Source organism: Allofustis seminis DSM 15817, assembly GCF_000374325.1.
GTDB classification, from domain to species: domain Bacteria; phylum Bacillota; class Bacilli; order Lactobacillales; family Carnobacteriaceae_A; genus Allofustis; species Allofustis seminis.
Map to the genome: position 1 here is coordinate 14,800 of NZ_KB894080.1, position 24,996 is coordinate 39,795.

The 24,996-nt window shown below is 36.0% G+C and carries 27 protein-coding genes; 2 read left to right on the top strand and 25 right to left on the bottom strand.

Annotated elements, in window-relative coordinates; translation table 11 throughout:
* Nucleotides 1-6: 6 nt before the first annotated feature.
* The 14 genes from C231_RS0102050 to C231_RS0102115 form a co-directional block, all read right to left on the bottom strand.
* A complete protein-coding gene (locus C231_RS0102050) occupies nt 7-624 on the bottom strand; it encodes an ECF transporter S component (RefSeq protein ID WP_018658980.1) in 618 nt (205 codons plus the stop codon).
* Between the two features lie 15 nt (nt 625-639).
* Nucleotides 640-1,614, bottom strand: coding sequence for a nucleoside hydrolase (locus C231_RS0102055; protein WP_018658981.1), 975 nt, complete (start codon nt 1,612-1,614; stop codon nt 640-642).
* The gene (rbsK, locus tag C231_RS0102060; RefSeq protein ID WP_018658982.1) at nt 1,592-2,569 is read right to left on the bottom strand and encodes a ribokinase; all 978 of its coding nucleotides are present in this window, start codon (nt 2,567-2,569) and stop codon (nt 1,592-1,594) included. Before rbsK ends, C231_RS0102055 begins: the two co-directional genes overlap by 23 nt.
* 276 nt (nt 2,570-2,845) lie before the next feature.
* Entirely contained in the window at nt 2,846-3,775 is a 930-nt protein-coding gene (locus C231_RS0102065; protein ID WP_018658983.1) for a transketolase family protein, read from the bottom strand.
* A gap of 20 nt (nt 3,776-3,795) precedes the next feature.
* The gene (locus C231_RS0102070; protein ID WP_018658984.1) at nt 3,796-4,620 is read right to left on the bottom strand and encodes a transketolase; all 825 of its coding nucleotides are present in this window, start codon (nt 4,618-4,620) and stop codon (nt 3,796-3,798) included.
* Nucleotides 4,621-4,808: 188 nt separating this feature from the next.
* Nucleotides 4,809-5,486 (bottom strand): D-allulose 6-phosphate 3-epimerase, encoded by a 678-nt coding sequence (gene alsE / locus C231_RS0102075; protein WP_018658985.1) that lies wholly within the window; start codon nt 5,484-5,486, stop codon nt 4,809-4,811.
* Between the two features lie 99 nt (nt 5,487-5,585).
* Nucleotides 5,586-6,947 carry a PTS ascorbate transporter subunit IIC gene (locus C231_RS0102080; protein WP_018658986.1) on the bottom strand — a complete coding sequence of 454 codons (1,362 nt, stop codon included), beginning with the start codon at nt 6,945-6,947 and terminating at the stop codon, nt 5,586-5,588.
* Between the two features lie 25 nt (nt 6,948-6,972).
* Nucleotides 6,973-7,248, bottom strand: a complete 276-nt coding sequence (locus C231_RS0102085) for a PTS sugar transporter subunit IIB (protein ID WP_018658987.1) — start codon at nt 7,246-7,248, stop codon at nt 6,973-6,975.
* Nucleotides 7,245-9,341: a BglG family transcription antiterminator gene (locus C231_RS0102090; protein ID WP_342662557.1), complete on the bottom strand. Its 2,097-nt coding sequence runs from the start codon at nt 9,339-9,341 to the stop codon at nt 7,245-7,247. Before C231_RS0102090 ends, C231_RS0102085 begins: the two co-directional genes overlap by 4 nt.
* A 369-nt stretch (nt 9,342-9,710) precedes the next feature.
* Nucleotides 9,711-10,706 (bottom strand): SIS domain-containing protein, encoded by a 996-nt coding sequence (locus C231_RS0102095; RefSeq protein ID WP_018658989.1) that lies wholly within the window; start codon nt 10,704-10,706, stop codon nt 9,711-9,713.
* 13 nt (nt 10,707-10,719) lie between these two features.
* Nucleotides 10,720-11,781: an SIS domain-containing protein gene (locus C231_RS0102100; protein WP_026314302.1), complete on the bottom strand. Its 1,062-nt coding sequence runs from the start codon at nt 11,779-11,781 to the stop codon at nt 10,720-10,722.
* Nucleotides 11,782-11,790: 9 nt separating this feature from the next.
* The gene (locus tag C231_RS0102105; protein ID WP_018658991.1) at nt 11,791-12,609 is read right to left on the bottom strand and encodes a PTS system mannose/fructose/sorbose family transporter subunit IID; all 819 of its coding nucleotides are present in this window, start codon (nt 12,607-12,609) and stop codon (nt 11,791-11,793) included.
* Nucleotides 12,590-13,411 carry a PTS mannose/fructose/sorbose/N-acetylgalactosamine transporter subunit IIC gene (locus C231_RS0102110; protein WP_018658992.1) on the bottom strand — a complete coding sequence of 274 codons (822 nt, stop codon included), beginning with the start codon at nt 13,409-13,411 and terminating at the stop codon, nt 12,590-12,592. Before C231_RS0102110 ends, C231_RS0102105 begins: the two co-directional genes overlap by 20 nt.
* Before the next feature lie 43 nt (nt 13,412-13,454).
* On the bottom strand, nt 13,455-13,928 hold the full coding sequence (locus tag C231_RS0102115; RefSeq protein ID WP_018658993.1) for a PTS sugar transporter subunit IIB: 474 nt from the start codon (nt 13,926-13,928) through the stop codon (nt 13,455-13,457).
* A 170-nt stretch (nt 13,929-14,098) separates the two neighbouring features.
* Here C231_RS0102115 and C231_RS0102120 point away from each other — a divergent pair, with 170 nt between their 5' ends.
* The gene (locus C231_RS0102120) at nt 14,099-14,584 is read left to right on the top strand and encodes a hypothetical protein (protein ID WP_018658994.1); all 486 of its coding nucleotides are present in this window, start codon (nt 14,099-14,101) and stop codon (nt 14,582-14,584) included.
* Nucleotides 14,581-15,288: a GntR family transcriptional regulator gene (locus C231_RS07600; RefSeq protein WP_018658995.1), complete on the top strand. Its 708-nt coding sequence runs from the start codon at nt 14,581-14,583 to the stop codon at nt 15,286-15,288. Before C231_RS0102120 ends, C231_RS07600 begins: the two co-directional genes overlap by 4 nt.
* A gap of 177 nt (nt 15,289-15,465) precedes the next feature.
* Here C231_RS07600 and C231_RS0102130 read toward each other — a convergent pair whose 3' ends face one another.
* The 11 genes from C231_RS0102130 to C231_RS0102180 form a co-directional block, all read right to left on the bottom strand.
* Nucleotides 15,466-15,918, bottom strand: coding sequence for a DUF3021 domain-containing protein (locus C231_RS0102130; protein ID WP_018658996.1), 453 nt, complete (start codon nt 15,916-15,918; stop codon nt 15,466-15,468).
* Nucleotides 15,919-15,969: 51 nt separating this feature from the next.
* Entirely contained in the window at nt 15,970-16,407 is a 438-nt protein-coding gene (locus C231_RS0102135; RefSeq protein WP_018658997.1) for a LytTR family DNA-binding domain-containing protein, read from the bottom strand.
* Nucleotides 16,408-16,650: 243 nt separating this feature from the next.
* Nucleotides 16,651-17,742 (bottom strand): ABC transporter ATP-binding protein, encoded by a 1,092-nt coding sequence (locus C231_RS0102140; RefSeq protein ID WP_018658998.1) that lies wholly within the window; start codon nt 17,740-17,742, stop codon nt 16,651-16,653.
* 18 nt (nt 17,743-17,760) lie between these two features.
* The gene (locus C231_RS0102145) at nt 17,761-18,459 is read right to left on the bottom strand and encodes an MBL fold metallo-hydrolase (RefSeq protein ID WP_018658999.1); all 699 of its coding nucleotides are present in this window, start codon (nt 18,457-18,459) and stop codon (nt 17,761-17,763) included.
* Between the two features lie 10 nt (nt 18,460-18,469).
* A complete protein-coding gene (locus C231_RS0102150; RefSeq protein ID WP_018659000.1) occupies nt 18,470-19,285 on the bottom strand; it encodes a carbohydrate ABC transporter permease in 816 nt (271 codons plus the stop codon).
* An 11-nt stretch (nt 19,286-19,296) separates the two neighbouring features.
* The gene (locus tag C231_RS0102155; protein WP_018659001.1) at nt 19,297-20,184 is read right to left on the bottom strand and encodes a carbohydrate ABC transporter permease; all 888 of its coding nucleotides are present in this window, start codon (nt 20,182-20,184) and stop codon (nt 19,297-19,299) included.
* Entirely contained in the window at nt 20,185-21,504 is a 1,320-nt protein-coding gene (locus C231_RS0102160) for an ABC transporter substrate-binding protein (RefSeq protein WP_018659002.1), read from the bottom strand. It abuts the gene before it with no gap.
* 201 nt (nt 21,505-21,705) lie between these two features.
* Nucleotides 21,706-22,332 carry an AAA family ATPase gene (locus C231_RS0102165; protein WP_018659003.1) on the bottom strand — a complete coding sequence of 209 codons (627 nt, stop codon included), beginning with the start codon at nt 22,330-22,332 and terminating at the stop codon, nt 21,706-21,708.
* Between the two features lie 79 nt (nt 22,333-22,411).
* On the bottom strand, nt 22,412-23,275 hold the full coding sequence (locus C231_RS0102170) for a class II fructose-bisphosphate aldolase (RefSeq protein WP_026314303.1): 864 nt from the start codon (nt 23,273-23,275) through the stop codon (nt 22,412-22,414).
* Nucleotides 23,276-23,290: 15 nt separating this feature from the next.
* Entirely contained in the window at nt 23,291-23,680 is a 390-nt protein-coding gene (locus tag C231_RS0102175; RefSeq protein WP_018659005.1) for a hypothetical protein, read from the bottom strand.
* Between the two features lie 17 nt (nt 23,681-23,697).
* Nucleotides 23,698-24,987: a PTS sugar transporter subunit IIC gene (locus tag C231_RS0102180; protein ID WP_018659006.1), complete on the bottom strand. Its 1,290-nt coding sequence runs from the start codon at nt 24,985-24,987 to the stop codon at nt 23,698-23,700.
* Between the last annotated feature and the right edge of the window lie 9 nt (nt 24,988-24,996).

A 24,996-nucleotide genomic window follows, 5' to 3' on the forward strand; every position in this document is an offset into this window, starting at 1 on the left:
CTTTGTTTAATTTTTTGAAATATAATTCATGCCATATTTGTATTTTGTGACAGTACGTGTAGGAATGACGCGAATGATTAAATATGCAACGAGTACAGAAATTAATTTTCCGATTGTTTCAGTAAAGATATATACAGACAAAACAGACTCTACAATTTTCTTACCAGAAGCCATTAATCCCGTAATGAATACGCTACTTGCGCCCCCAGTAATTCCACCAAAAGCAAAGACAGTAACAGGTGTCGCAGTAACAGTTGCCACGATAGCAATCACTAAACCTGATACACAAATTTTCCAAAAAGTATTCATCATATTATATTTTGCAAGAAGTCCTGCTGCAATTCCGATACACATTGCTACTGGAATATATGGAAGCCATGTAGGATCTAATACTCCATTCACCAAGTTCGTCAACAATCCCGCAAGCGCTGCAGGAATAGGACCCGCAAGTGCACCAACAAGAATAACACCAATCATATCTAAATCAACTGGAAGTTTTAATAAAGATGTTAATTGAGCACCTACCACATTAATGGCAATCGCAATTGGAATAAGCAAAATAACCATCATTGAAAAAGTTTCAGTATTTTTTGTTTTTTTCATTTGAGAATTTGTCTGTGTCATTTGATTTGCTCCTTATTATTTATTTTCTTTTATATATTGAATGATTTCATCTTTGAATTCAGGAAAAACAGTGGTCAAGAATAATTCATTAAAACGTGCAACATCCACAGTTGCAGCATAATGTGCATTGCATTGCCCCTGATGATACTTACCATATAAGTCCACCACTGACTCTCCCTCAGCAATGCCTTCAGTGACAACATCAATATGCGCCGGGATAACTTCCAATAATGTCGGATCGATAAAATAAGCAACGGTCAAAACATCATGCATTGGTGCCACCAGACGCCCAGCAGACTGCCACGCTTCATCGACACCTACTTGTGTTATTTTGTAGATGAATGTCGATAGATCAGTAGCAAAAATGCGTAGCATCTCGCGAATATCTGCTTCAAGTGCAATAGGGTGCGTAACATTCAAACCAATCATCGTTACTTTTTTGAAGCCTGCCGCAAGTACCTCTTGGGCTGCTTGAGCATCTGCCCAGAAATTATATTCAGCTACTGGACTAGCATTGCCGAACCCTTTGGTACCTCCCATAATCAAAACTTCTTTAACATGATGAACAAATTCTGGATCTTTACGCAAAGCTTGTGCAATATTCGTACATGGTCCGATAATAAATAAGGTAAATTCCCCAGAATGCTCGCGTGCATAACGTACAAGAAAATCAACTGCATGCTCTTGTTCAGGTTGCTGCGTTGTCTCAACAAGATGAGCGTAACCACCAAGTCCATCATCCCCAAAAGCATCAACCGTTTCAGGAACTTCTTGCGAAAGCGACTCATTACATCCGCGATATACTGGAATATCTTCTCTACCGCAAAGCTTTAATATTTTTAAAGCATTCGCCGTTGTATGTTCAATTAAGCCATTCCCCGTCACTGAACAGAGCGCTTCTACTTCAATTTCTGGATGATTCAGCGCCAACAAAATCGCTAATGCATCATCCACTCCTGGATCACAGTCAATGATTATTTTTCTTTTCATCCGTTTTTTTCACCCATTCTTCCTTAAATTTCAAAACTTCTTCAGCTGTCGGGATAGAAGACTGCGCTCCCGCTTTCGTCACAACAAGTGCCGAAGCAAAACGTGCAAATTCTAGCGCTTCTGTTTCTTCTTTGCCTTCTGTCAAAGCCACCACATATGCTGCCAAAAAACTATCTCCTGCAGCCGTAGTATCGACTGAATCGACCGATACCCCTGCAAATGACATTACCGCATCTTTTGCAATAAGAAGCCCACCTCTTGGGCCCACTGTTACGAGCAACTGTTTTACGCCTTTTTGTATAATTTGTTGTGCCGCTTCAAGCAACTGCTGACATTTCGCCAATGGACCATCGCAGATTACGGGATCGCTTGTGCCCGTTAATGTCGCAAGTTCTGTCTCATTCGGCTTCATCACATCGACATCAGAAAAGAACTCAAGATCCAGACCACTCTGTGCAGGCGCAGGATCAATAATCACTTTCTTACCGAAGGACTTCGCCACTTCTTTGACATAATGCACCACATCTAGCGGAATTTCCAGCTGCATCATAACCACTTCACAATTTTTAATAAGTGCAAGATGCTGATCAATATCTTCTTTTGTTAGACAATAATTCGCCCCTGGTATGACAATAATGTGGTTTTCCCCTTGCTGATTCACTTCAATAAAAGCATTCCCTGTTGGCACATCACATTTTTCAATAATGCCTTCAGTGTTCACACCCACACTTTCAAGATTTTTCTTCAATGCACGTCCATGATCATCTGCTCCTATCGCACCAATCATGGCCACCGATCCCCCAAGTTTGCCTACCGCATATGCTTGATTGGCACCCTTACCACCGGGAATGTGCTGCACATCAGTTCCAATAATCGTCTCACCCACTTGAGGAAGTGACTCCGCATAAACTACTGTATCCATATTCAGACTGCCCACAACAACAATCTTACTCATCGCCTCATCTCCGCTTAAATTATTATATAACACCATCTATTATGTTATAACACGAAAATTATATATTTTAAATATTAGAAATGCAACCGTTATCATATGACATTTTTCTAACCTTTATCCCTTTAAAAATCCTTTTAAAATCTCTTATTTAATCGCAATTTGTTGTCAAAAAAAGAGACACAACCATTATATTTCACACAAAAAACCGAGGCATAACGCCTCGGTTTTATTAGTGCTTATTGACGAATTTCGATTTGTAAAATCATATTTTCATTATTAATCAACTAAAAGTTCTTTACATCTCATAATAATATGTTTAGCTGTTAGACCATATTGTTCTTTTAAATATGGGATAGTGCCTACCTGACCAAATTTATCTTGAACACCTATCTTTTTAACAATCTGCGGATATTTTTCAGAAACCACATTTGCTACAGCACTTCCTAAACCACCATTAATATTATGGTTATCTAAAGTCACAATAGGTCCCTTTTTAGCTGCATTAATAATGATATCTTCATTAACTGGCTTGATCCGAAATAATTCTATCACTTCCACTGAATATCCTTCTGCATCTAAAGCGTTGGCCGCTTCTAATGCATCTTCACATAATATTCCCGAAACAAAAATAGTTAAATCATTACCCTTTTTCAGAAGAGAATAACCTTGCTCTAAATTAAAATCCGCATCATCCAATTTATTACTGAATGCTTTTCTAGAGGATCGAATATATGAAAGTTGTTTTTTATTATAATTATCTTTCAAAATTTCTCTCATCTGAATAGGTTCGCTAACATCGTAAACTACAATGTTCGGTATAGCTGTTACTAATGCTAAATCTTCAAAACACATATGTGTCCCACCATTAGTCACTGCACAAATTCCTGGATCTGAACCTAAGATTGTGCCATAGTTTTTGGAGTATGCTAACGATACCATGAGTTGATCAAAGACCCGTCTCGTAGCAAATGCAGCAAACGTGTGATAAAAAGGATATAAATTTATAGTTGATAAACCAGCACTGACTCCAACGCCTTGTGCCTCCATTATTCCTACATTTACAAACTTTTCTTTAAGTTCATCACGTCTACTCCATGTACCAATTGAAGCAGATAAGTCAGATTCTACAACAAAAACATCATCATTTTCTAATGCCAAATCTACCACTGTATCTGTATATACTTTTTTTAGTTCCTCAGCAGACATTATGTACTCTCCTTCAAAAATTAGTCCAGTAATGCTTTTAATTCTTCTTTTGCTTTTTTCAACTCTTTCATCATTGATTCATCCGGTCTAATATGATGGTTATTTTCCATGTTCTCTAAAAATTTAATGCCTTGACCTTTTGTTGTATTTAAAACAATACATGCTGGGCGGTCATGCACACGTAGCGCCTTATGGGTCGCACTCAATATTTCTTCAACACTTGCACCATCAACCATTTGTGTAAAGAAACCAAATGAATTTAATTTTTCTTCAAAGGTACCTGACTTACTTACTTCATCCGACCATCCATCATTTTGCTTTTTATTCCAATCAATATATAGAATAAAGTTATCGAGTTTTTTAGCACTAGCAAATTGAATGGCTTCCCATGCCTGTCCCTCATTAAGCTCGCCATCCCCAACGATAGCAAAGACATTACCTTTTGAATGAATAGCTTTTTTCCCATATGCAATTCCAGTTGCAACGGAAACTCCTTGCCCCAACGAACCAGTTGTTACATCAACACCGGGCGTCAGATTTTTGTCAGGATGGGAGGGTAAATTCGTACCATTTTTATTCAATGTTTTTAACCAATCCATTGGAAAGAATCCTTTTAATGCTAATGTTGCATATAATCCTGGCCCTGAATGCCCTTTAGATAAAACAACATAGTCTCTATCTATATTATTTACATTTTCTGGGGTCGCATCTATAACTTCACCATATAAAACGGCTAATAATTCTACTATTGATAAACTTCCACCATAATGTCCAAAGCCAGCACATTCTAATTCATCCATGATTGTATATCTAATCTGATTAGAAAACATTTTTAGCTCTTTCAAGATCAATACTCCCCCACTCTTATTATGATTTAATCTTAATCCCACACTAGACTATTCAAATTCATATCAGTCATATATTACTAATTAAATTCTATTTCCTTATCCTCAAATACACGATAAGATTTAACGATTGTTATGGCATAAATAAGATAAATAATACATCTGTGATCCTAAAAATTTTCGGTTTATTATTCGATGACAATATTTTCTTTAGCCATATAAGCAACCATCTTTTGCCACGATTTTTCAATATCATCATCTAAGTTGAACAAACCACTACTTCCAACAATGAGACTATCAAAAGGATATTTGCTGATCGTTGAAATATTTCTTTCATTTACTGATCCATCAATTTCAATCTCAAAATGCAACTTTTTCTCCTGTCTTAAATTAATAAGATCATCTACTTTATCTAGACTATGGGGAATAAAAGACTGTCCCGCAAACCCTGGATCTACAGACATTACCACCACTTTATCTAATTTAAATATATATGGCTTAATCATTTCGACACTTTCAGATGGATTTAAAACTACTGAAAATTTGCAATTTTTATTTTCCAAAATTTCTGCGATTCTAAAGGCATCTCTAGTAATTGTGTCTGCATGAAACTGTATCATCTCCACGTGTAGCTCAAGCAGTTGATTTAAGATTTTTGTTGGATGTTCAACCATCAAATGAACTTCAACGGGTAGATGACTTATTTTTTTTACTTGTTCAACAAACCATGGAGACAGTGTTATATTATCTACATAATGCCCATCCATAATATCAACATGATATGAATGTGCATGAGCATCTAAAAATTTTAATTGTGAATGAAATTGAGTTAAGTCCATACACATTAATGATGGAGATATTTTCATTTGTCTACTCCTTTTTGCATAAAAGTAAAATCATTCCACACTTTAATAAAATTAATATGAAATACAAATGGTATCATATATTGACATTCCATTTATCCTTTACTCTGCTTTAGCATCTGACTTAGTGATTACATTTTGTAATAATAAGAAGATGACAATAATAGCTGCTAATCCAATGACTATTGCCATTTGTCCTCCAGCTTTTCCTAAATTTCCAAATATAATTCCTACTACTCCATTATCAATATCGCCAAATGTTGTATTGGCAAATCCCATATCTCCCATTAAAGACATTAAACTCAATGACAAGAAGCTCATGACAACGCCATTAATAAATGATCCTGCCACTGCCCCACGCACGCCACCAGTTGCATTACCGAAGACACCCGCTGCTGCCCCTGTAAAGAAATGAGGGGTTACACCTGGAATAATAACGGTTGAACCTGTGAAGATCATGATCATCATACTTACTAATCCGCCAAGCAAACTCGTTAAAAATCCAATTAATACCGCATTCGGTGCATATGGGAATACAACGGGAACGTCAATCGCTGGCTTAGCATCTGGAACAATACGTTCTGAAATTCCTTTAAAGGCAGGAACAATTTCAGCGATAATCATACGGACACCTTGTAAAATAATGTAGACCCCAGCAGCAAATGTACCAGACATCATTAAAGAATAGATAATGGCATTGCCACCATCACTTAAGTTAGTCGTGACATACTCGGAACCCGAAGCAATGGCCAAAATAATATAAATGAGTGCCATAGTAACTGCAATAGATACCGTTGAATCTCTGAAAAATGAAAGCCATTTTGGAAAATCAATATCTTCTGTTGATTTTTCTTTGTTACCTACAAGATGTCCTACTAAGGCACTGATCCAATAGCCAAGACCTCCTGTATGCCCAAGTGCGATACCATCATTACCACGAGTAATGATTGGAATATATTTTTGAAGTAGTGCTGGAGAAATCGTATTAATTAACCCTACAACTACCCCACCTACTAAAATCAATGATATGCCACTAAATCCAGCAACCGCTAAGATCACCGCAACCATCGCGGACATATTCAATGTTGCATGTCCTGTTAAATAAATATATTTATATTTAGTAAATCGAGCAGCCAAAACGTTCATAACCATCCCCAATAGCATAATGAGTGCTGTGGGTGTTCCATATTCTTGTAATGCAAGAGATACCGCCGCTTCTTGACTAGGTACAACACCCTGCATACTGAAGGCCGTTGTAAACATCTCACCAAAAGGCTCCAATGCTTGGACAATGATCCCCGCCCCAGAAGTTAAGATAAGAAATCCTACGAAAGTTTTCACTCCTGCTGTAATAACTTCAGTATATGATTTTCTTTGAGCTACAACACCAATTACTACTATAAGCGCAACTAATATAGCTGGTTTACTTGCTAATTCAATAATAAACTCTAAAATTGGGTTCATTTTCACCTACTCCTTTTTATTAAAATCAAATTAATTTTTCTGCAAGTTTTTGCTTGAGTTCTTCTTTTTCAACAATTGATGAAAGAACAATCACATCTTCAGAAGGTATAGTTTGAGCTAAGTTTGGCGCTAAGTCTGCTGCAACTACAAATAAATCAGCAGATCCTGGCGTTGCGCTTGTTAAATCAAAGTGATCAACTTCTACATCGCTGATATTTAACTCTTTTAAAGAATCTTTAATGTTCATTTCTAATATAAAACTAGATCCCATTCCCATACCACATACTGCTGCTATTTTCATAAAGGCACCTCTTCATATAATATTTTTTGAAATTCTTTCGCTGAATTGCTTGCAATTAATTTTTCGACTACTTTGTCATCTAATATTATTTTTGCTAATGTTTTCATAATGTTTAGATGCGAATGAGAGTCAACAGCGGCTAAACAAAACATTATCTTAACTGGGTCATTTTGGTCATGCCCAAATTCAATCGGTGGATTGAGTGTGATAACACTCAGCCCTAGCTCATTTACACCATCTTCTGGTCTAGCATGTGCTAGTGCTATATGATTCCCCACAACAATATATGGTCCATTATCTAGAACAGAAGAAATCATGGCTTCTATGTATTTATCCTGAATTGCGCCTTTTTTAAGCAACGGCTCAGCTACCATTCGGATAGCTTCCCGCCAATCTGACACTGTTTTGTTTAACAAAATAGCATCTTCTTGTAAAACATCTTCAATCATTGGCAGTAACCCTTTCATATCAATTTCTAAATCATTTTCATTAAAGATCAACATTAATTCATTAAATAAATCTTCAGAATTATCGTTATAATTGTGTCGTATAAAATCTAAAATAGACTTAAACAACTTTTGCGTTCTTCCGTCTATATTTTTAGGGATACGCTTAGCTAAATTCTGATTTTCTTTTAAGAATGTCTTTATTTGCTGAATTGTTATTTCTGTAAAAATAGGATCTACTACTAAAAAAGGAATAGTTGTCTGCCCTATAGGTACAGTTGAGAAAATGATATCCACATCCAGCTTATCAATGAGATACTTTTCATTTGTATTTAAGACAGCTATAACCTCAACATCAAAATATTGTTGTATCTTCTCTTTTAATAATTCCCCCGTTGCCACTCCATAATTGCAAAAAACAAGTGCCTTAAATTTCAATGTATGTTCTTGCTCATTTTTACTAAATGCCGCTAAAAAATGAATACATATGAAGGCGATTTCATCATCTGTCAACAAAGATACATCCATATAATTAGTGTTTTTAGTGAAATTTTTAATTACGACAAACAATTCAGGGAAATTCTTTTTAATATTATTGGTTAAAGGATTATACATTTGTATCTCATATCTTATGCGAGGAATTAAGCTTAGAATATGTTTATATAACCCCTCAAAAATATTCTCGGGATTCTCGCGAAGAGACAAATTTAACTTGTTATCTACTTCATCAATCAGATGAATGGTAACAATTTGAGCCGTTCCCCAGTCAGAATTCCACTTATTTTCTTCTTTTGAAAGAATATTCAAAAAATTACATATATATTTATTTTCTCGTTCATTAGAGGCTAGATTAAAATGTTGCTCTAAATTATTAACATATTCACGTAATTTTTCATTAGAGTACTCTACTTTTTCTGCTGGATTATTGTCTATATGTTTTTGGTTTCTAACCCTATTTATCCAAATTAATGAGAATAGAATGATCTGCTCCAAATACAATGCATCATAATCTTGTGTAAAATATTGCTTGAAAATATTTTTTGCTTCTATAAAGTGGTTCTGCGGTATAAACTTATACAATATTGAATGTTGCAATGAATTGCTCGATATTTTTTGGAAAAAATTCAAGTTATTTATATATTTATTTATAATGTCATGAATCATTAATCGAATTAAATGTTCTGAGCCTTCGATATACATGCCCGCCTTATGTTTACTTTTAATTTTTAATTTATAATTATTTAAAAGAGTTCGAATGACTTTCATATCATTTTCGATGGTAGTTTTTGAAACATCAAATTCACTTTGTTTATCTATTAATAGTACGGGCTTGTTTGTTAAGGTTAATTCTAACAATAAGTTGAATACTCGATTATTTGAATCAAAATAGATATTATCAATTTTGTTGTGAACAATATCCTTGATTTCTTCTTTTTCTTTCGCAGTGAAATCCAATATTATTCCTTTATTTCGGACTGTTTTAACATTTTTAAAGGAATTATCCTCTAACAGCAGATTTATATCATATATATCATTCCAAATTGTTCTTTCACTTACATTAAACTTATTCGCCAATTGCTCTACTTTTATATATTGATTGGCGTTGAGTAGGATATAAATGATCTCAATTGTTCTAGGTTTGATAATATCACCCCCTGATTAAAAGCATTCTTTAATTTCAAAAGATCTAAATTCAAACAATATTTACCAACAAAATCGTATCAGCTAATTAAGCGTTTTCATAGCCTATATTATTTCATGGAGCACTTGAAATTTGTTATTCTGCGCAAACTATCTATTCCATTCCTAAATTTTTCCATTAATTCATAAAGTACAAGGAAAAGAGACACACCCACTATATTTCATACAAAAAAACCGAGGCATTATGCCTCGGTTTTATTAGTGCTTAAAGGTAACACTAGTATGCCTCCAATCGCAACATTTTTTAAAAATGGAATAAATGGATAGATTTTCATCTGTGCAAGAATGCTACTAGAAAATCTTATTGCCTTCTATTTAATAGTCTAATTGACGATAATAGCGGCGGATATCCATTGGATGGCGGTTAATTTTTTCGATATGTGCATCAATACGATCGTTAATGACACGGATAACAAGATGAGAAATATAGCCTCGATTTTGTTCACTAATGCCCGCTAACTCATAGTCTTTTGTATCAATGATCGTGTAATTGCCACAAATTTTTGGTAAAAAGTTAGCCACACGCTCGCTTAAGCTACGTTGACTATCTTCACTTACAAATAAAGTTACTGCTGTATCCCGCGTAACAATTTCAAACATACCATGGAAGAAATCAGAAGAATGTACAGCACGTGCGGGTAGCCAATGCTGCTCTTCCCAGTAGCACATTGCATGAGAATAAGTGGCTCCCCATTGACTACCTGCTCCAATAAAATAATGATTTTCATCATTATAATGCTTCTGAGCAAATGCTAACGCTGCTTCATCGCTATCATACGCTACTTTAATCAATGCATCTGCTAAATATTTATTTAATTCTGAGTAGACTTCTTCATAATTATCAAACTCGCCACGATTATACATAAAACGATCAGCCGTCATGAAGAATTTTAGCTGCTCTTGTTCTGGATATGAAATTAAATAATCTACCTGCTGAGCTAATGGTGTTGTGCCAACATCAATAAAGCCCACGATCGTTGCTCCAACTTCTTTCAATTTAGCAACACCTTTTACCATCTCTTCTGTTGAGCCTGTTACAGATGAAATAATAACTACCGTACGATTAGTAATGCGTTTATTACCTGTTGTTAAATATTCTGCAGCACTTTCATAAAATACATCCATTGCTGTTTTTTCTTTCATATGGGTAAACACTTGCATCGAAGAAGCATATGTCCCACCAATTCCAAACCAGCATAAATTATCAAAGCCTCGCTCACAAAGCTCATCTACAATTTCATTTATTTCTTCTCGAAGCGCAAGTGCACCATTAATATTTGCACGCATTTTTTCTTCGTCAAATTTAATCATTTCAATCCCCCTTCTACACTTTAGATCCTGTTATCTCATCAAATTCTGGATAAAATGATTGATGCAAATTAAATCCTTTCATTTGTGAGAGATAAAAACTCATCATATGAATAGGAATGCTCATCACAAGTGGGGCTAAATTTTCTGGCAAATTCCCCAACTGCAGCGACAAGTCCTGAATTCTATCCGATGCTCCTATAGTAATTTGATAAGTTTGATCTATATGTCGATCTAAAAATATTCGTAACTTATTCATTCTGCCCTTCAATGTCCCACAACTTTCTAGCAGAAAGAGCGCATCATTTTTTTGAAGCCCTAAATAAGGACCATGCATATATTCTTCTAGCTCATGACCATGTGTGGGAATATGGCATGTTTCAGTTAATTTAGTTTCTGCTTCACGCGCAATGCCATAACAAGCACCATATCCAATAAATACAAAATGTTTAGCTGCCAGCAATGTTTGTTTGTGTTGACTATACCAATCATCAAATGACTTGATAACCATATCCGCTTGCCGAATTGCTCTATCTATTTGTTCTAAATAGTGTGCAAATTGAATATCATCTATTCGTTGCCATTTTTTCGCAAGCGTGAGTGCCATTAACCAAAGAACCAAAATAGTTACCGTATAGCCTAAAGTCACATAAGGCATCGTTTCAATTCCCATCGACAAATTGATCACTTGCGCGCCTACTTGAGCAATCGGACTATCAGGATCACTTGTTAGTACATATACTTGACGATTTTCTTTTACAAGTTGTTTCACCATTTCAATCGTTGCATAACTATGTCCCCCTTGAGAAATCGCTAAAATTAATGTTTGATCATCTACAAGAGGGTCATAATGTAATGAAAGTGATGGTTCTTTTATATAAATAGGAACATCTAATACTTCTTGCATCAAGATATATGCACCATATGCAGCATTTGCGCTAGAGCCCGTTGCATAAATCACCACATTTCTTGGAGCCTTTGGATTCAAGTCAATTAATTTATTTTCAAATAAATCTTTTTCTAAAATGGACTGGTGTACTTCTTGTTCTTTTTTTATATAATCAAGCATTGTCTTCATCAAATGCACCTATCCTAAAATTCCTGTATATGCTCCAAAAATTCCTAAAAAGACCATTAATAGTAAAATCCAATGTGCTTTCACTTCTTTTTTCACTAGATATAAAATAATAAAGGTAAATAAAAGAGGCAAAACACTTGGGACAATACCATTGAATAAATCCGTAACTGTCTGTGCTTCTTCCCCACTACCTAGTGTCAGCGGAATATTCAAATTCACCATTGAAGCAGTCATTGCGCCCACTACGGCAAGCCCTATAACGGATGCGCCATAGGTTAAGCGGTCCATCAAGCCCGAATGCAAGATAGTATCAATAAAGCTTGAGCCTAGTTCATAGCCCCACTTCAATCCAAAATAACGCGCAAGCAATGCTGGAATATTGAATATGAGCAGGAATAAAATTGGTCCTAAAATATTTCCTTTTAAAGCAAGAGAAGTTCCGATACCAGTAGCAATCACACGTAAAGTTCCCCAGAAGAAAGAATCCCCAATACCGCTCAATGGCCCCATCAATGCAATTTTAATATTGTTAATGGTTGAAGTATCAAAATCTTTTTCTGCTGCATTTTGTTCTTCCAATGCAATTGCAATTCCCATCGGAAATGTTGAAATCCAAGGTGTAATATTGAAAAATTCCAGATGACGTTTATAGGCATCTGATCGTTCTTCATCTGTTTTATAAATTTTATTCAATGCTGGAATGAGCGAATAACAAAATCCCATATTCATTTGTCGCTCATAATTCCATGCCCATTCCATCGTGAACGAACGCCAAAACACTCGCATAAGATCATTTTTTGTCAATATGTTAGAATTCTTCGCTGTCATAGTCAATTCCTCCCTCCGTTTCCTCTGATACCACAGGTGCTGCATCTGCTGGACTCATTTCTGCTCCATTAAATGCTGAATATCCTGTTAAAATAAAAGCTAAAATAGTGCTTAAAATGGCCACACCTGTCACATCAATGCCAAAATACGCAATCAATGCAAATCCTAATAGGAAAAATACCACATTACGTTTGTTAATCATCATATTTAATAAAAGAGCAAACCCATATGCTGGTAAGAGCCCTGTTGCAATTTCTAAACCAGATGTCACAAATTCAGGGATCATATTTAGTAGACCTTCAATTTTTCCGCCACCCAAATAATAAGAAATGCCAACAACTAAACCAATAGGCAAATTAATCGCAAAAAAACCACTTAATAAGTTCATCATATCGATCCCACGATGATTGGCTTCTTCAGCATATTGATCTGCTTTGTGGACAAATGTCGGGAATACAAAAATGAATCCTAAGTTTTTAACAATCAAAACTAAACTTGCAATAGGAAGTGCTAAAGTTAACGCAACACTTGGTGACTCTCCTGCTGAAATCGCAAAAGCTGTCCCTAAAACCGTCCCTGAAATAGCTTCAGGTGGAATAGATGCACCAATCGAAAATGTCCCTAAAAAAGCAAGTTCCAATGTTCCACCCATAATAATACCCGTCTTAAGGTCGCCCATTACCAATCCAGTGAGCATCCCCATCACAAGCGGGCGAGAAAGCATCGTTGTTCCTAATAAATACTCTGCATTACCTAACATTGCTACTAATGCAAGAAGTAGCGCCGTCATCCCTGTACTCATAAAAAATCCTCCTTTATATATTTGATTTAATTTTTAGATTACTTTATTTTCTTGCATCTACGTATAACAGCTTCGACTCTGCAGGAACTTGTCGAATCTCTACCTCAATTCCACGTTCAGCTAATTCATCAAGTAGTCGCTCATCTTCTTTTGTAACATTGATTGTTTTTGAAATATTACGTGTTTCATCAGTTGGAGGAGTTCCCCCTAAATTTAAAGAATCAAATACTTTTGTTTCAGTAATCAAACGATATGCATCTTTCACATTTTCTACAACGACAAACATGTCATATTTATCAGTTAACCCTGTATTAATTGCATGTATACAATAATCAATGTCCTTTATTACCAATTTCCCATTTGCTGGCTTTGCCATACGCATAATCTTTTTACGAGTTTCATCTGCCGCTACTGCATCATTTGCAATTAAAATTGTATTCGCTCCCACTGTATTAAACCATGCCACTGCAACCTGCCCATGCAACAATCGGTGATCTACACGTAACCCTTTAATCATCTTTAATGCCCCTCTCTTTTTTAGACCAGTTATCATCTACTTTGTTGACTTTTACCTGTCAATCTATCACAATAATATAAAGACAGCGTTTTCATTGTCAACTTAAGCAGATATTATCCTAAAGATAATGTTTATTTATGAACCTTTTTTAGACCAGTGAGGGGACTATTATGAAAATAAGACGTCAAATGAACTATATTCCATGTTGGACACAATGGGCAGATATTCACAATTTAAAGATTTCTAATCTTAATTGGACTTCTCCAAATCTGCATTATTCAATTCCAGAAAATATAGCACAATCTTCTTTTTTGATGGGAATATTTGAATTATTAGTGGAAGATAATTTACTGAGCGTTGTATATTTTATTGCACATCCTGACTTGTTTCCTGAACCTTGTGCAACACAGCCTTTGAACTTAAGAACATTGAGAAAATTATATGGTACACTCCATAAGAAAAAAGATGAAATAAGTGGTATACACCATTTATTTATGAGCTTTAGCAATGAGGAAGAGAGCCAAAAATTCAAACAAAAAATTGGAGACCCTCTCTTAGTTATTCAAAAAGAAGTAAAAAATGGAGCGCAGCTACTTTACTATGAAGAAGAATTAGCAGCCATTGAAGCCTATCAATTTGTGGAGATGAGTGAATGACTACTTTTAAATTTCAGCAAGTGATGGACTATTTGTATGACTTTATTTATAAAAATCGTTCAACACCGAATAAATTAATTCCTTCTGAACGTCAATTAAGCACATTATTACAAGTTTCACGTACAACTGTAAAATATGCCATTGATAAATTAGTAGAAGAACGTGTCCTCTATAAAATTCATGGAAAAGGCACCTTTATTTCGGCACCTTTATCTCCATCGCGGATGTGCATTGCAAAGGATGCACCTGATGCATTTAGTATGAATGCACGCAGTGGAGGTTTTCAACCGATTACGACAGTATTATCATTTAAAGTTATTTATAAATATTCAAAATTAACCCATATATTTCCAAAAGATGTCGTTGATTTTTATGAACTGATTCGCATCCGCTCATTGGGAGAGCGTGCCTTTTGTATCGAAGCCTGTTATTTCCCTTTTCGCACTTTTCCAGATGCTAATCGTTATGATTTTTCAAAAGATTCTCTTTATGAATATATGGCACGAAAGGGGAAAAAGCCTGTGATTTTCGATAAGCAGATCGAAATGGTCCATAATACAACATATAGTCATCTGTTAGGTTTAAATCCACATTTGCCTTTGTTTTTAGAAACTTATATTACACGTGACAAATATCAGCAAGTGATCGAATATACTCAAGTCCATGTAGATCCCCAAAATATTGAATATCAATTTGAATTTTAATCACCAAATAAAAAGTTGAAAAGCGGTTATTACTTGGCATAAGCCCCTCACAGTTGCCATCCACTTATATATTTTTGACATGAGAGATGGATAGCCTTTTCACACCTTATTCCCCACAAATAAAAAAGCTGCACTCTTTCTTATATAGGAAAGAGTGCAGCTTTTGCTTTATTTGGCTTAATGCAGTTGTTTTAATTTTTGATTGACTTGTTCGACATTTTTTTTGATAGTATAGTATGTTCCTACCCAAATTGCAGCATAGATCACTATGGCGATCATTACAAAGCTTATCACGCTACGAACGGTGTGATCCATCCAATAAAGATAGTAGCCACTTCCCACTAGAACAGGGAGTGTCAGGATAAAATGAAGTGCAGTTTTTTTCGGTAGTGAGTCAATAGATTCATAGAGCAGTCCACTCACTGAGAATACTGCGCCAATAATCATTGTAAAAATAGTTTGGACGATAACTGCTTGGATTTCTGTATCGAATTTTGCTAGAAATGGTGGTGTCACAAGGTGGACATTACCTGTCCCTAAAAAATAAGAAATAGTCAGTGGCGTCAAAAAACCGATGCCTGCTCCCATCAACATCCCAACAGCTGCTCTTTTCATAATTTCTTTTAACATTTTTATCACCTCATTTTGATTGATAGCTATTTGCTCTGCACATTTTTTCATTTACAGTCCCAATTTAGCTTTAATAATTTTGACGTAGCGTCTGGAACAATAGACGGTTTCTTGATTGGTTAAATTCAAGCAGATAGTTCCAGCAAAATCTAAGTCAAGTGAACGAATTTGGAGTACATTGATAATTTCGGATTGAGAAATGCGCATGAAGCTCGAACCTAATCGGCGTTCCACTTCATACAGTGGCAATTTAAGGCGATAGGTTTTTTCGGTAGTTTTTGCATACACTTTTTTATCTTCTGCAAAAATACGAATAATTTTTTGCTCTGGCAAAATCTCAATTTTCCCATCGGCTTCTCCTGCAATCAGTTGGGCATGAATACTTCGTGCATATTCTGCAATTTTTGTTACTTCCTGTGTTATTGCTGGCGTTTCTATCGTTAGAAGCGGCGTATGCAGCTGTTCATTAATCTTGATCTCTACGTCCATAGTACTCGCTCCTTTCTTTATGGCTAAACTTATTATAAAAGAGTGCTCCACATTGCGCTACAATTAGAAGATAGATGGTTATTTTCGGAGGATAATTGGTCATTATTGCACAAAAAAAGCATTCGCTACGTCGAATGCTTTTTATTGCTTTTATAAAATGAGGCGACTTCCCAAGAAAGATACTCTCAGCAGTTGCGGATTTTCTATTGTATCATAGGAAGCCACATCATAATCGCTCATTAATTAGTAGAGCATCTGTTTCGTTTCGGGATGGAAAAGCAAGGCTTTTTCGACATTAAAGACGAGATGAACCACACTGCCTTGTGGATAGTCGACTTGCCCTTCAACTCGAACGATAAAATCTTCACCACCATAATTAGCATAGAGCATCGTTTCTGCACCTAAAAGTTCAGAGACGGTAACTGTCGCTGCAACTGTGCCTTCATTCATTTCTGATGCGACCGCAATATTCTCTGGACGAATACCTAAAATCACCATATCATTCTCATGCAAATGGTGGGCTTTTAAGCAAGCTATTTGTTCTGCACCAAGCGGTATTGTTAAGCCTTTTTCATCCACTAAGTGGTCTTCTGTCCACTTCATTTCAAAGAAGTTCATGGCAGGACTGCCGATGAAGCTTGCAACAAATTGGTTAACAGGATGATTATATACTTCCTGTGGGGTGCCAATTTGTTGCACCTCTCCTCCGTCCATGATTACAATACGATCAGCCATCGTCATAGCTTCTGTCTGATCATGGGTCACATAGATGGTGGTCGTTTTCAGACTGTTATGCAAACGGGCAATCTCAGCACGCATGGCAACACGCAACTTGGCATCTAAGTTGGATAGTGGCTCATCCATTAAAAAGACATGTGCATCGCGAACAATTGCACGTCCCAAAGCAACACGTTGACGCTGACCGCCAGAAAGTCCACCTGGTTTCGTATCTAAATATTGTGATAAATTCAACACTTCCGCAGCATTACGTACGCGACTATCGATTTCTTTTTTGTCATATTTGCGCAATTTCAAACCAAATGCTAAGTTCTCATAGACCGTCATGTGCGGATAAAGTGCATAATTTTGGAATACCATTGCAATATCGCGATCTTTTGGGTCAACATCATTCATTCGTTTGCCATCAATCAATAAATCGCCCTCTGTAATATCTTCCAGTCCCGCGACCATACGTAAAGTCGTTGACTTTCCACATCCTGATGGCCCAACAAAAACGATGAACTCATGATCATCGATATCCAAATTGAAATCTGTCACCGAATAAAAATCATTTCCATCATATTTTTTATATATATTCTTTAATTGAATCCCCATAAAATGACTCCTTTATTTTCAGACTTTCGGCAATGAAGCGCATCTTAATCCTGCTTCTTTCAACACTTCATCTGCTTGTTCTTCAAGATGCATGCAAATGACATGGCCGAGGCGGTCTGCTTTTACTTCTGCAAATAAATTCTTGTAATAATAATGCGATGCATTATCAGCGTGAATCGTTACATCTTGATACCATATATCAATTTCCCCCGCATTAAAAGCATCTAGATATTTTTTTGGTAAAATGGCTGCATCTCCAGAATAATAAAAAGATTGCTCACTTACTGGTATATTAATATATAGCCCAAAGCATTGCATATTCGCCACATGTTCAGTCGGTTCAAATGCTACTTGCACATGTTCATCATCATAATGGTTCGCCATAATCTGTACATATTCATCAGGATAGATGCCACATAATGTGAAAAAATCTGCTAAGGTCTGTAATGGATGCACAACATAAGGGCGAATCTCCACAACATGGCTCAAATAAGATACAAATCCAGCCAAGCTCCCAATATGATCCGAATGCATATGGGTGATAAAGAATACCACACGCTCAAATGAAGCAAAATCAAAGTTCATTGCTTTCATTCGTTTAAAAACCGACTCCCCACAATCTAAGATATATAGCGACTGATCTGCTACAAAATAAGCACTATTGCTTCCCATCTCTGGATGATAAGCCGAACCAATTCCTGTAAATGTTAATAGCATCTTCTTCACCTTACTCTTTCACGCCGGAATGGGTTAAGCTCTCAATAAATTGACGTTGGAAAATGAAAAATGCAACCAACAGCGGCAAAATAATTAAAAAGGTCGCTGCTGTAACATTCGCCCACTGCATATTGGCTTCTTTTGATTTCGCAAAAATCGCCAATCCCACAGTCAATGGACGATTCTCAACAGAGTTCGTTACGATAAGTGGCCATAAATAGTTATTCCAATGATAACTAATAGAAATCACCGCAAACGATAGATAGGCACTCTTAGCATTTGGCATATAAATCTTCCAAATAATCGTCCAAATACTTGCACCATCTAAGATTGCCGCTTCTGTCAATGATTTCGGAATTGACTTAAAGGTCTGACGAAGCAAGAAGATGGCTAAAGCACTTCCAAAGAAAGGAATCATAATCCCAAGCTTCGTATCTACTAATCCTAAATCACTAATTGTCATATAATTAGGAATAATTAATACATCATTTGGAATGATAATCTGCAAGAAGATAATCACATAGACCAACAGTTGCCCCTTGAAATCTAACACTGCCAGTGCATAAGCCGCCAATGTCGATAGCACAAATTGCACACAAAATGTTACAACTACGATAAAAATCGTGTTCTTATAATAAGCATCAAAAGGCACTGCTTCCCAGACATAGCGTAAGTTATCGAGTGTAAACCCTGTCGAAGGGAAAAGTGTCATGCGATATGTAGGATTCGTAAAAGCTGTTACAATCATCCAAAATAATGGAATTGCCCAGACAAGCGCCAACAAGCTCGGCAAAATCCAAAATAAACTTTTTTTCAATTTATCCATTGTTTTGCCTCCTAATTGTAATATGTTTTCTTATCTTGAGCAATAAATCGTGGTAAGGCGACCACAAGTAACATCACCAGCAAGATGACTGTCAATGCACTACTTAGACCATAATCAAAATGCGTAAATCCTGTTTGATAAATGTAGTATAAGAGCATGGTACTTGCATTATTTGGGGCACCTTCCGTCATAATAATAATGTGGTCTACTAATTTAAAGACATTTGTCAACTCAACTGTCGATATAAATAAAAAAGTAGGCCCTAAAAGTGGAAATAAAATATGACGGAACAATTTCCAGCCCGTTGCCCCATCTAGGCGTGCACTTTCTAAAATATCAGGCGAGATTGACTGTAAGCCCGATAAGAAGAAAATCATCACATAACCTGCTTCTTTCCAAACATACATTACAGCTAGTGCTGGTAGCACACTCTCTTGACGCGACAATACATCTGTCGGTCCCATATGGATAAAGCGCGCAATCTGATCCCACAAACCATTGTTCGCCATATAAATAAACATCCAAATGCTAGCTGCAGCAACCATCGGCAAAATAACAGGATAAAAATAAATCGTTCGTAATGTTCCAGTGATTTTGCTTTTTTTATTTACAATAAGCGCAAGTCCCAGACCGATTAATAATGCTGGAACTAAAGTAATTAAAGCAAAAAATAAGGTATTTCCCATTACTTTCCAGAACAAATCCGAATGAAATAAACGAACATAATTACCCAAACCGATAAATCGTGGTTCGGCCATTCCAAAACGGAAGTCCATCACGCTTAAATATATACTGCGTATAATTGGAAATACCGTAAATAATAAGATAAATGACAACGCAGGGAGCATTAGTCCCCACGCTGTCAAATTATTTTTCATTTTGCGACTCAATCGAATCACCTATTCCCCTTGGTAGCGTTCAAGCACTGCATCAGCATTTGCTTGTGCTTCTTTTAATGCTTCAGCAGCTGTTTTTTCGCCAGTAATCGCGCTTTGAATACTGTCGTTTAGAATACGCCATACTTGAGCGGCATCATAAGTTGTTAATTCTGGTTTTGCCACTTCTAATTGTTCATAAGCAACACGTGCTTGTGGAATTTCTGAATAATATTTTTGCATTTCGTCTGAATCAATGGATGATTGACGTGGTGGAATATATCCTGTATTAAGTGACCAGTTCGTTAATTGCTCTGTGCTTGTCGCAAAACGAATAAATTTCCATGCTGCCTCTTTGTGTTGGTCGCTAATATCTTTAGAAATATAGAAGTTACCACCACCTGTAGGGGCTGCCATACGTTTGTTTCCTGGTAAGAAAGCTGTACCAAATTCAAATTCAGCATTTTCATTAATGTTGCCCATGTTACCTGTTGTATGGTAAATCATAGCCACTTCTTGTGCTAAGAATTGTGTTGGAAGGTCAGTCCATTGAACAATCCCTTTATTCATCACTTCATATTTATTTTGTAAATCAATCCAAAGTTGTAAGGCTTCGATATTTTCAGGCGTATCAAAGAATACTTTTTTTCCGTCATCGCTCATCAAGTTGCCGCCATCTTTACTATTTTGTAAAGAGAATCCGCCAAAGCTCCACTGTGCACTTCCAGAGTTCAATGCAAGACCAACGCCGAAGTGATCATCATTTGTAAGTTTTTTGCTATATTCAATCAATTCATCCCAGCTGGTAGGGGGCTGTTCTGGATCAAGTCCAGCTTCTTTGAACAAGTCTTTGTTGTAATAAAGTACCATGGTACTACGTTGGAAAGGAATTGAAATGGTTTTGCCATCAACATAAGAGTCTTCCATAAAGCTTGGTAAAAAGTCTTCAATATATTCTTTTCCATCTTTATCCGCTTCAATAAAATGATCTAGCGGTTCTACAATTCCTAAATCTTCCATTGTAAAGCGATGGGTTGCCAAGCTAATAAATAAATCTGGAGGAGTCCCTCCTTGAACAGCAGTTTGAATTTTTGTAAAAGTATCATCGTAGTTTCCAGTATAGACCGGATTGACTTTGATATCTGGGTTTTCTGCTTCAAAATCAGCCACGATTTGATCAATTACTTTTGTAGCAGGACCTCCCACGTTAACAGGATAGAAAAATTCAAGTTCTACTGGGCCGTCCCCTTCTTTTTTGTCATTTTTATTGCCGCACGCTACTAACAAAATAGCTAGCATCAGTGTAAATAAAGATGAAATTACTTTTTTCCAATTCTTATGCATTTGTAAACTACCTCCCTATTTATGGTAAACTCATTTTAATCAATCAATTTCATAAATTCAACCAATATCACACCGCCAAATGAAAAGATATTGTAAAGGAAGAAAGCGCCTCCATGAGAGATCTCTTTTTATAAAAAATGCACCTCAATCCGCTTAAATCAAGCATTTATTGAGGTGCAATGTCTATAATATCAATTAGTTTTATTTATTTTTTGTAAAGATATGTGTACAGAGGTGGCGTAAGAGTGGCGCATAATCTACTTTGGAAAAGTCAGTTACGTCCACCTTGAATAACTCTCCTAGTTGGAAATGATTATATTGGCGGTCTTCAATAATCTGATGAAATTGCTGCCGAGTAATATGATCATCGGCAAGATTGCGATCTTCTAACTCATCGCCATAATGATAATGTGTCATAATAAGACTCAAATGACGATCTGGTCGGCGATCACGTTGGTATCGTCTTTGCCATAATATGTCAAAATCTGCTTGCAAACGAATTGTGATAACATGGTAGCCATATTTTTCAGAAAAATTAGCAATCCTTTCTTTTTGCTTATCGCTAAATGGATACTCTGATACAATCACTTTTTTCCATGCATACATATATTGTTCCAAAATATGATAATAAAAAGGCCAGACTTTTTCTACTTCCAACCGCCGTTTCTCTTCCTTGTTGCAAAAGCCATATTTTTCGGCAAAGTCAATTTTTACCTCATCGGGTGTAATGACAAATATCTCTTCAAGATGTTCCTTTAAAAGATCTAATAAATATGTCTTTCCTGTACAGGGAGGTCCCGCCAATAATATTAAAAATTTTTCTTTCATTATATTCTTCACTCCCAATAACATGCATCTTTTTTATTTATTTTCAATGATTGCCATTACAAAAGCCGCTTTTTTCAATTTATTTAATATTCATTTGTCCTTTGCGATTCATGAATTTTCCCATTTTATGAATGACTACTGCTTCTACTTTGTCATTCCCTGGAATCATATTGTCCCGTACCGAACGATGTAGCGGACTATCTTTATATAGATTTTGAACTTGTTCATTCCAATTAACAATGAGTTCAGTTCCTACATTGAATTTGCGGATGCCATTGTTAATGAGGTTAGGATAGTCTTCTTCTTTAACGCCTGTTCCACCATGCACAACTAATGGAGTAGAAACAGTTGCATTAATTTGTTTCAAAAGCTCAATATTTACATTGGTTTTAGAGCGATATTGTCCATGATTTGTTCCGATGGCTACAGCTAAAGCGTCCACACCTGTTTCTTCGACAAAAATCAATGCATCTTCAGGGCGTGTGAATTGGATATTTTCTTGCGACACGCTAATCCCTTCTTCTGTTCCACCTATCGTTCCTAATTCTCCTTCTACCGACACATTGCGAGCATGTGCATAATCAACTACTGCTCTTGTTTTTAAGATATTTTCTTTAAAAGGCAAACTAGAACCATCAAACATCACAGAAGAATATCCTGCATCTATTGCTTGTTTTATATCATCAAAATTTTTAGCATGATCTAGGTGAAGAGCCGCTTGCACCATCTCTTTTTCTGCAAAATTTTTGATAAGATTTACCAAAATGTCATAGCCAATATATTGGGCTGTTGCGACACTTGTTTGAATAATTACGGGCATTCCTGTATGTTTTGCTGCACGTAATATGGAAGGTAACATTTCCAAATTATGCGTATTAAAAGCACCGACTGTAAAATTGTCACGTTCTGCTTGTTCCAATACTGTTTTTAAATTTACATACATTTTTTTCATCTCGCTTTATTTAAATGTTAGTTTTTTTCCTAAGTTACGTAATTCATCTAACTTATTCATATAGTAGTCAATTTGGTCATCATTACCTACAGCCGCACTTTCTTGACATTTTTTATGATATAAATGCAGTAATTTTTTGTATGAATCCCCCATCTTAAGCTCTGCTGCTAAACTTCTTTCAAAATGATCAATCGCTTCCTCTAGCTCATCTAATTGCAAATATAAAAGTCCAAGCTGTTCATGATAATGATATTGTTCTTTAGGGCTATCCGCTTCGGGGTGATTATTTAAATTATTAATTTTTTCTTCAACTGCACTTCTTTCTGCCGATGAAAGATTATGAAGCTTTTCTTCTTTAGTGTCTTTAGTTGTTTTCTTTTTAAAAAAGTTAAACATTTTTTACCTCCTAAATATTAGAAGTGTTTCAAAATTGGTGAGAGAATCCAAGCATAAAGTAAGGCTGCAGTTACTGTATCCACATCGGTAGCTGTCGCATTGACAAATCCCATCTGTGTAAAAATTCCGACTAAGAGTGCTGGAAGCAAGGTGATAAAGAAACCATGCGCGATACCTCCAATAATTGCCCCACGACGTCCTCCAACTTCATTGCCAAATATTCCTGCTGTTCCACCTGCAAAAAAGTTTGTTAACATGCCTGGAAGAATCATCGCTAAACCAAAAGTAGGCAAAATGAACATGGCAAGAATTGTACCGATAGTTGTTGTAATAAAGCCTAAGATGACAGCATTTGGACTATAGGGGAAGAATACTGGACAATCAAGCGCAGGTTTTGCATCAGGAACGAGTTTCATCGCAATACCGCGGAATGCTGGAACAATCTCACTAAGCAGTAAACGCACTCCAGCTAGTAAAATATATACTCCTACAACAAATTGAATCGATTGCATAAAAGCATACATGATATAGTTTTGAGAACCTGATAGTGCTGTACCAAATTCTTCACCTGCAAAAAGTGCTGTCACTACAAATAAAGGAACCATCACAACCATTACAGATAGATAGGTATCTTGTAAGAACTCAAACGATTTTGGAAGTTGGATATCTTCGATAGAATGTTTATTCTCACCGCGTTCACCTGTTAGATAAGCGACAAGTGCTTCAAACATATAACCAATCGTACAAAAATGACCTAAAGCAATATCATCTGAACCTGTGACACGGCGAATAATAGGTTGAGCAATTGCAGGCATTGCAACTGCAAATACTGCACCAATAAAGCCCCCCACAAGAATAAGTGCAGCTCCTCGTAGACCTGCAACATATCCAAAGACTGTGGTCATCGTTGCCATCCATAAGATCGCTTGACCCGTTAAGAAAATATATTTCCATTGAGTAAAGCGAGCAATTAAAATGTTAAAGATAAAAATAGCTAAAAATGTCAAAGCAATATCACGACCTAAACCTAAATCATTCATGGCCTGACCATTAATGGCTTCAATGGATGGAATAATTCCTTGCATATTAAAACCTTCAGTGAAAATTTCACCGAAATAAATTAAGCTTTGAACAATTACACTACTTCCTGCACTTAAAACTTGGAAACCGAGTAATGTTTTTAATGTTCCTGAAATGACTTGACCGAACGATTTCTTCTGTAATATCAGACCTAACATCGCAATCAACGCGATTGTAATAGAGGCTTGAGTTAAGATGTTATTAATAATAAAGTTCACGATTTGCATTTTATTTCC